This window comes from Streptomyces sp. NPDC048297 (assembly GCF_043201585.1).
Lineage (GTDB): Bacteria > Actinomycetota > Actinomycetes > Streptomycetales > Streptomycetaceae > Streptomyces.
In genome coordinates this window covers 166,377-178,582 of the sequence record NZ_JBICZA010000005.1, presented here as the reverse complement: position 1 = coordinate 178,582, position 12,206 = coordinate 166,377, and the positions used below count along the sequence as shown (strand labels likewise).

Genomic DNA, 12,206 nt, shown 5'->3' with positions numbered 1-12,206 from the left:
GATCACGAGGCCCGGGACTGGATTTCCCGGGCCTCGTCGTATGCCCGGCGGGCCTGCTCCACGTCGTCCATGCGCTCGTGCGTCCACCTGGCCAGCGCCCGCACCTGCTCCGCCGCCTCACGGCCGAGACCGGTCAGGGAGTAGTCGACGCGGGGCGGGATGACCGGCTTGGCATCGCGGTGGACCAGTCCGTCGCGTTCCAGGGTCTGCAGGGTCTGGGCGAGCATCTTCTCGCTGACCGGCCGGCCGCCGCTCGCGCCGACGGCGCGCCGCAACTCGCTGAAGCGGTGACCGCGGTCGAGCAGCTCGATCAGCACGAGGACACCCCAGCGGCTGGTCACATGCTCCAGCACGAGCCGGTACGGGCACATGGCCTCGGCCTCGGCCTCGAAGGACACCACCGACTTGCTTACCGTCACGCCAGTACCTTACTTCAAAGTGGGTACTTTCGCTCAGTAAGCGCTCCTCCTAGGGTTGGCGGCATCGGACCTCACAAGGAGAACGCGCATCATGAGCATCGTCGTCACCGGAGCCACGGGACATCTCGGCCGCCACGTCGTGGAGCAGCTGCTGGAGAAGGTTCCGGCGGAGCGGATCACCGCCGTCGTGCGCGACCAGGCGAAGGCCGCGGACTTCGCCGCCCGCGGGGTGAGGCTCGCCGTCGCCGACTACAACGCGCCCGGGACCTTCGACGGCCTCTTCTCCGCCGGCGACAAGGTCCTGCTGATCTCCGGCAACGAGTTCGACAAGGGCCGCGCGCACCAGCACCGGGTCGTCATCGACGCCGCGAAGGCGGCCGGCGTGGCACTGCTGGCGTACACCAGCGCCCCGGGCAGCCTGAGGGCCGCGCTCGCGGACGACCACCGGGGCACCGAGGAGGCGCTGCTCGCCTCCGGTCTGCCCTACAGCCTGCTGCGCAACGGCTGGTACCACGAGAACTACACCGAGAACCTGGCTCCCGTGCTGGAGCACGACGCGGTCGTCACCGCCGCGGGCGAGGGCCGGATCTCCTCCGCCGCCCGCGGCGACTACGCCGCCGCCGCGGTCGCCGTGCTCACCGGCGAGGGCCACGAGAACACGACGTACGAGCTGGGCGGCGACGAGGCGTGGAGCTTCGCCGAGTACGCGGCCGAGCTGAGCCGGCAGACCGGCCGGGAGATCGCCCTGAACGCCGTCACCGGCGAGGTCATGCGGGGCATCCTCACCGGCGCCGGGGTGCCCGCGCCGTTCGCCGAGATCCTCGTCGGGGTGGACGCCTCGATCGAGAAGGGCGAGCTGGTCGTCTCCACCGGCGACCTCTCCCGCCTGGCGGGCCGCCCGACCACCCCGCTGCGCGAAGCCGTGGCGGCAGCGCTCAAGGGCTGAGGGCAGGGACTGGGCGTACTGAGCGCACGGACCGAGCGCACGGGCTGAGCATGCTGAGCGCACGGGCTGTTACTCAATGGCCGAACCGCCTGCTCAGCACGCCTTTCCGGACTGTCATGACCGTATAGCGGTACGGACATGACAGACCGGGGTGCTCGGCGCTACCTTCTTACCCGCGTGCCTGGTAGCGAAAAGGAGGGGCCCATGGCCGGGATGTCCAAGGGAGAACACCGGATAGGCCTGCTGAACGGCTTCGCCGCGTACGGCATGTGGGGGCTGGTCCCCCTGTTCTGGCCGCTGCTGAAGCCCGCGGGCGCGGCCGAGGTCCTGGCCCACCGGATGGTCTGGTCCCTCGCCTTCGTCGCCGTCGCCCTGCTCTTCGTACGGCGCTGGGCCTGGGCCGGGGAGCTGCTGCGCCAGCCCAAGCGCCTCGGGCTCGTCGCGCTCGCCGCCGGTGTCATCACCGTGAACTGGGGCGTCTACATCTGGGCCGTGAACGCCGGCCACGTCGTCGAGGCGTCCCTCGGGTACTTCATCAACCCGCTGGTGACCATCGCGATGGGCGTGCTGATCCTCAAGGAACGGCTGCGGCGCCTGCAGTGGGTCGCCGTCGGCGTCGGTGTCGCCTCCGTCGTCGTCCTGACCGTCGGCTTCGGCCGCCCGCCGTGGATCTCCTTGTGCCTCGCCCTCTCCTTCGCCACGTACGGCCTGGTGAAGAAGAAGGTCGCCCTCGGCGGCGTCGAGTCGCTGGCCGCCGAGACCGCGATCCAGTTCCTGCCCGCCCTCGGCTACCTTCTCTGGCTCTCCGCGCACGGCGGGGCCACCTTCACGAGCGAGGGTCCGGGGCACGCGGCCCTGCTCGCCTCGACCGGCATCGTCACCGCCCTGCCCCTGGTCTGCTTCGGCGCCGCCGCGATCCGGGTCCCGCTGTCCACCCTGGGCCTGCTCCAGTACCTGGCCCCGGTCTTCCAGTTCGTCCTCGGCATCCTCTACTTCCACGAGGCCATGCCCCCCGAGCGCTGGGCGGGCTTCGCCCTGGTGTGGCTGGCCCTGATCCTGCTGACCTGGAGCGCGATGCAGTCGGCGAGGCGGGCCCGCGGAACGAGGGGCCCGCTGCCCGCTCCCCGCACGGAGGCGACGGATTCGGCCACCGTGGACGCCTGAACCCGCGAGGCCACGCCCGCAGCCCCGGGATGCGGGCGGCCTCGGTACGTTGACCGCATGACGACACACACGCCCGCCGAGGCGCCGGCCCCTCTGCACTGGAAGCTCGTCGTCGACGCCGTCGACCCGCATGCGCAGGCCGATTTCTGGGCCGCCGCGCTGCGCTACACGGCCGAGGACAACGGTGCGCTCGTCGAGCGGCTGTTGTCCGTGGGGGCGCTGTCGGCGGAGGCCACCGTCGAACACCACGGCCGTCCCGCCTTCCGTGACCTGATCGCCGTACGGCATCCCGAGGATCCGTACGACCCGGACACCGGCACCGGCCTCGGGCGGCGGCTGCTGTTCCAGCGGGTGCCGGAGGGGATTCGTAGCGAAGACGTAACCATGGCGCAGCCCCCGACTGTGCGCCTTGCCGCATAGCCGGGGGCCGTTGCCCGTCCCGTCGGGGGAGGCGGGGCGGGGGTCTGGCAGTGCTGCCCTTGCGCCTCGCAGCGCCCCGGAGCGGCAGCCTTCGGGTGGTGGTGCTAGGCGCCCTGTATGGCGCCCTGGGCGTTGTCCTGCTCGGCGTACGGGTTGCCGTCGGCGGGGGTGACTCGCCAGAAGGTTTCCGCCGTCGCCTTGAACTGACGGTGCGTCGGATTCAGGCCCGTGTGCTTCAGCGCCCAGACCTCAACTGGCAAGCGCTCATTGTCAGTTGGCTGTGCCTGTGCCCCGCAGGTGATGCACTCGGCCGAGTAGATGCCCGACGGGGCGCCCTCGCCGGTTTCGGCGCCCAGCGTCCATTCAGCCGCTTTGATCAACGCGCGCATCACACTTCCCCCCTACTGCGTCGGTTTGCTTCGGTCACAAGGGCGTGCATCCGGCTACGGCTGCCGGGCGCGGTGCAGCGCGGGCATTCGCACATCGGGTACCGGCTGGAAAAGTCCGGCGCCTCCGACGGCTCCACAGTGTGTTTGCCGCGCACCTGCGTACGGGCGCCGGTTTCCGGATTGATCCGGTAGACCTCGATCGTCATCACTGGACGCGCCCCCAGGGGTCCGCATGGGCGCCTGCCCGGCTGCTCCGGGGCGCTCCGCCGTGCGCGCCGACGTAGGGCCGGACAAGAGGCCCCGTGGGCTCCCATGCCTCCTCCGCCTCCCAGTCGCGCGGCGGGGGGAACCACTCGGCGCGTGCCTGCGGCTGAGGCGGATACGGGGTCCCTGCGTGCCGCTCCGCGCGGCGCCTGCGGGCAACGACCAGCCGCGCACCCCAGACGTCGGCCGTAGGACGCCTGCGGGGCGCCGGGGGTGCGGCGGGAGGTGTGTAGGCACTGCTGTGCTTGCCGGGGGTACGTCGCCCTAACAGAACTCTCATCACCCATACGAGCGGGTGTGGTACGAATCGCATGTCGGTCTGCTCCTATCAGATCGGCCACGCCCCGGGACCGTCGTGAGCGGTCGCCGGGGTCTTCGTGGTCTTCGACCGTAGGAGCGGCGAGAAGGAGACAGGGGCACAGATTGTGCCCCTGCCGTCATGCAGCCAACAGACCGATCTTTACCGCGAGTTCGGATGCGCGGCGGCGACGGGCCGGATCTTTGGACTCGGCCTCTTCCAGGACGATGCGCTTCGCGTATCCGTTGTACTTGATCGTTTCCGGTGCCGCCTCGTGTGCCTTCTCCAGCGTGGCGAGGGCGACGTCAGGTTGCCCATCGAGTTGGTAGCCACGGGCCTCTTCGATGCGGTGGCGGGCTCGTCGAGGCCTTGACTTGATCGTGACGGCGTCTGCGGCGGCGGCCTGCCGGACCGACTCGCCGCCCTGCCGTAGTTCCACGGCCACGGTGACCGCGTGTGCGCCCATGATGGCGCGGGAGAACGACGTCACGGGGTGGTAGTAGTCGTCAGGGAGCCGCTGAGCCATGGCGCGCGCCTGGTCCCAGTACCGCCATGCCGTGCCGGTCTCTGCCCTCCGGGCAGCGGTGTATCCAGCCTCGAAGGTGAGGGCACCGGTGATGGCGAGGACATTGTCTGAGGCATCGGGCAGGAGCGGTTCGAGATACGCCAGGGTCTCCAGATTGATCGCGTCGGCAGCGTCGAAGTGCGCGGGCCCCGCGTCGCGGTGTGCCTGCGCGGCCAGCCACGCGGCCACCCCGATAGCGTGCGGATCCTCGGACTCCTGGGCAGCGATCAGACCCCGCTCGGCGACACGCCACAACAGGGCGGCGTCCGGCTGATAGGCCACGAAGAACTGAGACAGCGAATAGACCTCGGCGAGCACAGCCTGAGCCGCCCTGCGATCCGGGGCGGACTCGGCCTGCCGCACGGCGAGTTGAGCATCCCGGATCAGGTCCGGCAGCAACGCGCCGATCACCTCGCGGTGGTTGGGTGCCTCGTGCCGGGCCTTCCAGGCTCGGGCAAGCCTCGCTTGAAGGTGCGCAGCCGGGGGCGCCTCGTGCTGCGTCGTAAGCGGGAAGGCATCCACAGCGGCTTTGACCGCAGCGAGGCGAGGGTGACCGGGGCCGCTGAACAGGTCGACATGCACGGACTGGTTGCCGGTGAGATCCGACAGGTCACGGACACGCAGCAACTCGGCAATGTGCAGGATCGTCTCCAGCTTGGGCGTCTTCAGACGTCCGGTCTCGACGCCCTTGACCCAGGATCCGGACTTGCCGAGCAACCCGCCCAACTGGTCGCGTGTCATGCCCTTGCGGGTTCGCAGCATCTGTAGGCGCTGGCCGAAGACCAGCGGATCGGCATACGGGTCCGGGGTAGGTTCTTCAGACGGCACGGCCTTGCCCCTCTCTGAACAGCTCGACACTGTCAGGGTATGGGGCAAGGCCGCTCTCGTGTGAGCGTCCCGCCGTACGCCCTACTCGTCCTCTGTGATCAGAACGTTGGCGTGACCAGACCCGTGCCCGACACCTTCGCCATGGCGCCGGACGCGTAGCGCTGGAAGGTGTACGCGAAATAGGCGTACGCGACCAGGAGCACACCGAGTGAAGCGGCGGCAGGCTGCTCCGCGCGGATGAACATCGGGGCGGCAGGATCCTCCCACAGGTGGCATTCACGTTGCGGGACTACATAGATCTCATCTTCATTTGTGCCCCCGCCCAGGTTCGTAGCAATGTTGTTGTCCACCACGACCAGGAGCCCAGAGGACAGCTTTGCGCGCACGGCAGGGCCGTACTCGTTCGTGAGGATCATTCCGTTGGTTTGAACAGGCATTCCCTCGCGTGGGTCATCTCGTCCACGGGCACGGCGACGGGGATTTCCGCCGCGCGCTCGTCGCCGGTCGCCTCGAACACGGCGGCCTTGAGGCAGAGCGCGCGCAGTCCCTCGATGAACAGCGGGGCCGCGTCGGCGGCCTGGTCGTACTCGCTGATGACCGGACCACCGGTGAAGCAGGTCCAGTCCTCGTCATAGCGCAGGCTCGCGGCCCTGAACGCGGCGAACTCCGGATCGGCCTCGATGGCCGTCAGGATCTCCCGGGCGCGCTCTGCGGTGGGCTCGGCATGGGGAAGGGTGTTCACGACTGTTCTCCTTCGGTCATGGTGCGCGGTTGAGGTTCGGGGTGCGCGGCTCCGCCGTGTTGGTCATACGGTGCCGAGCGGCCCGCCCTGGTCACAGAAAGGGGATGAGCCCACCCGCCTTGCGGCGGGGCTTCCTGTGGCTCGTGTGACCAGGGCGGGGGCATGTGGACTGTCCGTCATCGGCGGGCAGTGTCGGGCTCGACTCGGGCGAGGGCACGACCACGGGCCACACGGTCAAGGTGAAGCGGCACCCCTTGTCAGGGATGACTGTGGAGAACGGGGCACCTTCCTTGAGCTGGTCCCGCGCGGTCTGGTGCTCCTCGGGGTCGAGACTCCAGAACCGAAACTCTGTGGGGCAGTCGGGCACGGGCACGGTGTCCACGCCCATCCACGGCTGCACCCACGCGGAGCGTTCCGGGTCCGGGTCGAGCCGGTCCGCGATGCGCGCGGCCTCGCCCTGTAACCACCGCAGCGCGAGTTTCGGCGAGATCGTCTGGAAGGTGCCAAGGATGTACGGGACTGTCTCGCGCGTCCCGTACACCTCTCCTTCCGCGACTACTTCGCACCAGTAGGCCCGAACCGGTATTCCCGCATTGGACCGCTCGGGGTTCCCCGTGGCCGTTCGTGCGTGCTTCTCCATGTCCGGGCCCTCCTTGCGGTGTCGTCCCTTGCGGTGGCCGTGCTCGCACTAGGCAACCGTCCGACCACGCACAGCGGTACCGTTGGGAAGAGGGCAGGAGTTAAGAGCGTTAAGCAGTCAGAGCACGGGAGTTGGGGACCAGTGACGACACGACAGCCGAACGCCGGACTTGAGCGGCTGTACCGCGAGAGCGGGTGGACCCTGCGGCAGTTCGCTCAAGAGGTCAACCGCATCGGGACCGAACGCGGAACCCCTCTCAAGTACCAACAGCCCTCAGTGCACCAGTGGTTGAGTGGCCACCTGCCGAAAGAGGCTGTGCGACCTCTGATTCTGGAAGCGCTCGCCCGGAGACTGCTCCGCCCCATCACACACGCCGACGCAGGATTTCCAGCACCCCCGGAAGAGTCCAACAGTCACCCGACTACCGTTGAAGGGCTGGTAGACCTCGGGAGGCAAGACATGGACCCCTCACGCCGAAGCGTCCTGAGTGCGGGACTGCACTCCGCGGCAATTACCGTCCCTGGGTGGCCGGATGTTGTGGGACGCATGGAAGCGGTTCAGTCGGGAAAGACGCAACGCATAGGAATGGCCGATGTAAACATGGTCATCGCCATGACAGAGCGTGTGTCTGACTTGGACGATCAATTCGGAGGTCGGCACGCTCGCCCGATGGCGGCGGCTTTCCTCGTGAATACGGTCGCCCCGTACCTTCGAGCCGATGCGACAGAGGAAGTCCGTAAGGCGATGATGTCAGCGGCTTCGGATCTCTGCTATCTCACTGGATATATGGCTGTGGACGAGGGGGTTCACGGCCTGGCGCAACAGTATTACCTCAAAGCGCTAGAGCTAGCAGGCGCATCGGAAGACCATCTTACGTATTGCACAACCCTGCGGGGAATGAGCGTTCAGGCAGTTGATCTACGTCACGGGAGAACTGCGATGCGCCTTGCTGACGCAGCCGCGTCTGCCTCTCCACAGGCTGGTCCGCGAATGCGCGCCTTTCTGGCCGGACAGCAAGCGCACGCCTCCGCGCAGCTTGGCGAGCGAACAAAGGCGCTTATGTATCTGCGAGAGGCCGAAGTAGCAATGGAAAAGGCCGAATCTCAAACCAAGACGTTCGGCTCGTACAACCCGTCTTCGCTGACATACCATGCCGGGCAGGTGCGGTACGAACTGGGTGACATTAAGGGATCAGTCAAAGACCTAGAGGAATCCGATAAGCTGCGGCATAGCTCGTTCAAGAGGAACCGAATTCGTTACCTGTCCATGCTTGCCGAGCGTCAGCTAGAAATTGGCCACCTCGAAAGCGCGTGTGCCACATGGGGCAAGGTCGTGGAAATTTACCCCGACGTTCAATCGGGACAGTGCGATAAGGCCATGTCCACAATGCAGGCCCGGATTCGACCCTATCTCAAGAATCAGGCTGCCCGGAGCCTCCACGAGCGCGCACGCCTCGTCACCCCGCCATCGGTTACGGTCTAACCGAGGGACAAAAAAGACCCCGCGCGCATCATTCATTAGCGAATGACGCGCGCGGGGGCGGGTGCTTCCGTTAGGTCAGCTCGCGGTCACCTCCGCGAAAACGCCTTAATGAGCCATACGAGTTTTTTGCCTCCCTGCCGTTCTTTTGCGGCTCAGGGAGGGGGTCACCCCCTGGTCACCAGCTCATGAGCGGCGAGGCTTGACGCGTTCGGCTGCCCAACCGCCCGGCTGGTGCTTCGCGGTTTCGCGGCTGTGGCATGTCGAACACAGCGGACGCAGACGAGACCACGCGTCCGGATCGGACACGCCCCGAGCGACCAGCGAACGGCGCGACTCGGGAAAGTGGTCGGCGACCGTCGCAACGACAGAGCAGAGCACGCACCACGGATGCGCGTACAGGTAGCGCTTACGGATGCGCTCCCATCGGACGCCGTATCCCTTGGCCGTGGTCGTCCCTCGCTGTTGCTCGGCTTCCCTTGCATGTGTCGGGCAGCGTCCGCCCGTGGTGAGTTCGGGGCAGCCGGGAACAGAGCAAGGGGGACGGGGCTTACGGGGCATGGGGGTACCTCCGTACGTGGTTTCACGGGTTATCACGAACTCGACTGAGGTTTCACAGGTTTCACAGCGGCGGGTACTTCCGCAGCCTCGGTGACGCGGGTGAAATGCACACATGACCAAGACAGCAACCACCGCGCCCGCGTTCGAACTTCGTTGCGGCGGACTCCACTTGACGATTCAAAGCATCCCCGGATGGCTGGTGGCAGGACTCACCACGGCCGTGGGAAGCGGGCTCGCAGCGTGGCTCACAGCGCGGTGACTGCCCGGAGACAACCGGGGGCAAGACCGCGAGCGGTCAACACCAGCGAGGGCATGGCAGTAGGCGAGGGAACGGGCAATCCCCTCCGTTCCAGCCGAAAGAGTGTCCTGGTATCTGCGGAATTTGACCTACCGCCCGAGACCCGGTGTCCTGCACCCATGACTAGGAACACGAGTGGCAGCGGCAACGCTCGCTCACGAAACAACGCTTTTGAACTCCACCCCGATGGAGTTGACGTGAGCGTGCACCACGTCCCGAACAACCCGGTTGCGTGGCTCGGGGTGACGTTCTTGGTTGTTGGTGCGGGGCTGGTGCACATCAGTAGGGGGTGGGATAGAACGGAAAGTCTTCAGCCGTCTTGACTAAGTGGCAGACGTGACACAGCGGTTGCACGTTGCCGTCCGTGTCCTCGCCCCCGAGTGCGAGCGGCTGCATGTGGTCCACGTCCACCACGTCCGCGAGGACGAGCGAGCCGCACCGGGCACAGCGGGCACCACCACGGGCACCGACCAGAGCCCGGAGACGAGCGGCCCCCGAGAACACCCGGGCGAGCACCGCGCGGCGAGCACGCCGAGCACGGACCGAAGCCGGAGCCGACCAGCCGCAGGAACTCGGCGGTCACGTACTCGTCCACCCACTCAGCCTTGACGTTCGCGGGCAGCGTGCACAGGTCCCCGCGCGCATGACTGTTGCACTTGTAGAAGTCATTGACGCTCGCACCCTTGCGGGTCGGCTTGGACAGGTACATGCGGCCCCCGCAAGAGTCGCAGTGGATCACACGCAACAGCAGTGCGTCCGTGTCCGACCGTTCCCGGTTGTCGATGCTGCGGGAGTCGAGAACCGCGCCGATCCGGTCGAACTCTTCACGGGTCATGATCGGCTGTTCCGTCTGCATGATCGGGTTGCCCTCGGCGTCACGGACGGGCTTGCCCCGGTGCATCTTCCAGCCGATGAGCGTTTCGTTCCGGAGCATCCGCGTAATAACGGCGGGGGTCCACTTGAAGACAGCACGCACCACATGTGAGCCCTTTGCCCCGCCGGTCTTGCCGCCCTTTTCGCGCTGCATCTTCACTGCCCAGTGATCGCGCGGGCTCGGCTTCCCGTCCGCATTGAGTCCCGCTGCGATAGCCGAAACGGTCTTGCCTTCCAACAGCTCACGAACGATGCGCTCAATGACCGTCACGGCATCCGGGTCCGGGACGAGCGTCCAGCCAATACCGCCGTGCTCTTTCGGCATGGGGGCGGGCATGTACCCGTACGAGGGACGGCCACCACCACGCCACCGAAGCGGCATCCGGCGCATGGCTGCCATGGCTCCGGTAACCCGGTCCGTGATGCTCTGCGACTCCACCTGAGCGGCAAAGGCAAGCATCATCATCATGAGTTCGGACGTGGGGTCCATGGGGTTGCGGAAGTCAAAGACGAGCTTGCCCCCGCCGATGCCCTCGGCGAAAACCAACATCTTCCGGTGCGCCTTAGCCCACTTGGCTAGGTCGTGCATGTCGCTCATGGATCGGATGGCACGGTCAAAGCGCCACCAGACAAGCGCGTCGTACTCGTCCGGACGGGAGAGCCACCCGCCGAGCGCGGGACGGTCGAACGGGGCAATCTTGCTCGCGGACACGTCAAGGTCCACGGCTTCGCGGAGCCCGTCACCCTCGCCAAAGTTGATGTTGAGTTCTGCGGCTATCGCGTCGTCTGCGTCGCGCTGCCGCTCGGGGCTGGTGGTCTCATCAGTGAGTACGGAGAGCCGGACGCACCGCACACCCCGAAGGGTCTCGGTCTGGAACACCGTCCCGGCTAGGGGGTTGCGGGTAGTCGTCATGTCCGCTGTAGGGACCAGCGCGTTCCCGCTCGTCTCGCCCTTGACCAGCACCGATGCCACCATGGCCACACTCCAGAACCGCTAGAACGGAGTGTTGGGAGACCCCGAGGGCAATGAGTTCTGCGTGCAGTAGCCGTTCGGCCGAGCAGCCGCGCCGGGTAGCCGCCGGGTGGTCGTTCGGCTCGTTACGGCTGGGCCGCTGTCGCCGCCTTGGCCGCCCGGTCCGTCAGGCGGATCATGCGGGCGCGGGCGGACTCCAGGGGGTGCGGGTCGTCGGCGGCCGGGCCGGGCTCGGCGCTGAGGTCGGTCCACAGGGCGATCAGGTCCCGGCCCAGCCGCAGCCCCTCCTCCGGATCGCGCACGGCACGCCAGGCGGTCGCCGCGCTCTGCACGTTGCCGTAGGCCGCCTCCGCGTCCCGTGCGTGCCGGCGCATGCGGGCGAGGTTCAGGGAGAGGCGGCAGGCGCGGACCGGGTCGCCCGCCAAGTAGGCGATGTAGGCGTCCAGTTCGCGCAGGCGCAGCACCCCGGCGTGCTCGGCGCCGAGCACGGCGGTGGCCTCGGCGACGGTACGGCCGACGAGTTGCGCCGCCACCTCGATACGGCCCGCCCTGACCGCCTCGTTGATCCGCGTCGTCGGCTCGGCCAGGAACTCGGCCCCCTGCGCGGTCCCGGTGGGCGGCCCCTCCGCGAGCACTTCCTCCGCCACGGCGTCGAAACCCCGGGCGGGAGTGGGGGTGAGGGAGGCGGGGGGAACGTCGATGTCGGCGGTGAATGCCTGGTGGGGCACGCTCGCCCGCCTCTCCCCCTCCTGCGGAGCCAGCCGCTCCGGTTTCCCCGCCACCCGGCTGGAGCCGTCCGGTGAGACCTCAAGAGGGACGACGCATCCGGCGCGGTCGTCGTGGATCGTGGCGCGTATCGGGGCGCCGAGGCTGATGGCCAGGCGCTGGAGATGGTTCAGGACCGCCTGCTGGATCTCCTCGCCCGGTGCCGCCGCTACCGCCGTCCCGCCCACCGACGCGCGGTCCGCGCCGAGCACCCGGACGGATACGGCCGCCGGGTGCGCCGCCACGGGCTGCTGCGGCCGCTTCTTCTCGAAGCTGAGTCGAGACATCGGATTTCCCTCACTCCCCGGGCGGCACGGATCGCTCCTGAGCGTCCTGCCTGCCAGTCTGTCCCCTCGGCTCACCCCACGCGTCACCACGACGTCACAGCCTCGTCCCAGAAGCGGCGTCCCGCCATTCGCACGTCCCACCATCCGCGCGGTCCCGTCATCCGTACGGGCTGTCACCTGTGCGGGCCGACTGCCGCCGAGGCACCGGTGGCTGCGTGCAGCTGGGCGCTCGAAGGCACCGTGCGCAAGCGGGCCGCCACTGCCGACGGCATACGGGCGGCACGGGAGAAATCAC

At 67.8% G+C, this 12,206-nt stretch carries 12 protein-coding genes and 2 pseudogenes; 4 read left to right on the top strand and 10 right to left on the bottom strand.

All coding sequences use genetic code 11. The annotated features are described in order from the left end of the window. Positions 1 to 2: 2 nt before the first annotated feature. The gene (locus ACGFYV_RS07590) at positions 3 to 371 is read right to left on the bottom strand and encodes a winged helix-turn-helix transcriptional regulator (RefSeq protein ID WP_393877547.1); all 369 of its coding nucleotides are present in this window, start codon (positions 369 to 371) and stop codon (positions 3 to 5) included. A gap of 139 nt (positions 372 to 510) precedes the next feature. On the opposite strand from ACGFYV_RS07590, the gene ACGFYV_RS07585 reads away from it, so the two are divergent. From ACGFYV_RS07585 to ACGFYV_RS07575, 3 genes and pseudogenes are all read left to right on the top strand, one after another. Continuing rightward, complete coding sequence (locus ACGFYV_RS07585; RefSeq protein WP_393877442.1) at positions 511 to 1,365, top strand: SDR family oxidoreductase; 855 nt, start codon at positions 511 to 513, stop codon at positions 1,363 to 1,365. 204 nt (positions 1,366 to 1,569) lie between these two features. Continuing rightward, positions 1,570 to 2,529, top strand: a complete 960-nt coding sequence (gene rarD / locus ACGFYV_RS07580; RefSeq protein ID WP_393877441.1) for an EamA family transporter RarD — start codon at positions 1,570 to 1,572, stop codon at positions 2,527 to 2,529. Positions 2,530 to 2,586: 57 nt separating this feature from the next. Then, positions 2,587 to 2,889 (top strand): annotated as a pseudogene (locus ACGFYV_RS07575) (hypothetical protein); the annotation flags it as partial. A 164-nt stretch (positions 2,890 to 3,053) separates the two neighbouring features. Here ACGFYV_RS07575 and ACGFYV_RS07570 read toward each other — a convergent pair. From ACGFYV_RS07570 to ACGFYV_RS07545, 6 genes are all read right to left on the bottom strand, one after another. After that, on the bottom strand, positions 3,054 to 3,338 hold the full coding sequence (locus ACGFYV_RS07570; protein ID WP_393877440.1) for a hypothetical protein: 285 nt from the start codon (positions 3,336 to 3,338) through the stop codon (positions 3,054 to 3,056). Beyond that, entirely contained in the window at positions 3,338 to 3,544 is a 207-nt protein-coding gene (locus tag ACGFYV_RS07565; RefSeq protein WP_393877439.1) for a hypothetical protein, read from the bottom strand. The genes ACGFYV_RS07570 and ACGFYV_RS07565 overlap by 1 nt, the downstream gene beginning before the upstream one ends. Positions 3,545 to 4,039: 495 nt before the next feature. Beyond that, a complete protein-coding gene (locus ACGFYV_RS07560; RefSeq protein ID WP_393877438.1) occupies positions 4,040 to 5,293 on the bottom strand; it encodes a helix-turn-helix domain-containing protein in 1,254 nt (417 codons plus the stop codon). Positions 5,294 to 5,391: 98 nt separating this feature from the next. Further along, complete coding sequence (locus ACGFYV_RS07555; protein ID WP_393877437.1) at positions 5,392 to 5,709, bottom strand: hypothetical protein; 318 nt, start codon at positions 5,707 to 5,709, stop codon at positions 5,392 to 5,394. After that, entirely contained in the window at positions 5,706 to 6,035 is a 330-nt protein-coding gene (locus ACGFYV_RS07550) for a hypothetical protein (RefSeq protein ID WP_393877436.1), read from the bottom strand. Before ACGFYV_RS07550 ends, ACGFYV_RS07555 begins: the two co-directional genes overlap by 4 nt. A 91-nt stretch (positions 6,036 to 6,126) precedes the next feature. After that, positions 6,127 to 6,675, bottom strand: coding sequence for a hypothetical protein (locus tag ACGFYV_RS07545; protein ID WP_393877435.1), 549 nt, complete (start codon positions 6,673 to 6,675; stop codon positions 6,127 to 6,129). A 141-nt stretch (positions 6,676 to 6,816) separates the two neighbouring features. Here ACGFYV_RS07545 and ACGFYV_RS07540 point away from each other — a divergent pair, with 141 nt between their 5' ends. After that, complete coding sequence (locus tag ACGFYV_RS07540; protein WP_393877434.1) at positions 6,817 to 8,157, top strand: tol-pal system YbgF family protein; 1,341 nt, start codon at positions 6,817 to 6,819, stop codon at positions 8,155 to 8,157. 1,135 nt (positions 8,158 to 9,292) lie between these two features. On the opposite strand, the gene ACGFYV_RS07535 is transcribed toward ACGFYV_RS07540, so the two are convergent. The 3 genes and pseudogenes from ACGFYV_RS07535 to ACGFYV_RS07525 all read right to left on the bottom strand — a co-directional run bounded on the left by ACGFYV_RS07535 (position 9,293) and on the right by ACGFYV_RS07525 (position 11,911). Continuing rightward, on the bottom strand, positions 9,293 to 9,409 hold the full coding sequence (locus ACGFYV_RS07535) for an HNH endonuclease (RefSeq protein ID WP_393877433.1): 117 nt from the start codon (positions 9,407 to 9,409) through the stop codon (positions 9,293 to 9,295). A gap of 154 nt (positions 9,410 to 9,563) precedes the next feature. After that, positions 9,564 to 10,799 (bottom strand): annotated as a pseudogene (locus ACGFYV_RS07530) (recombinase family protein); the annotation flags it as partial. A gap of 185 nt (positions 10,800 to 10,984) precedes the next feature. Then, the gene (locus tag ACGFYV_RS07525) at positions 10,985 to 11,911 is read right to left on the bottom strand and encodes a hypothetical protein (protein ID WP_393877432.1); all 927 of its coding nucleotides are present in this window, start codon (positions 11,909 to 11,911) and stop codon (positions 10,985 to 10,987) included. Positions 11,912 to 12,206 lie beyond the last annotated feature (295 nt).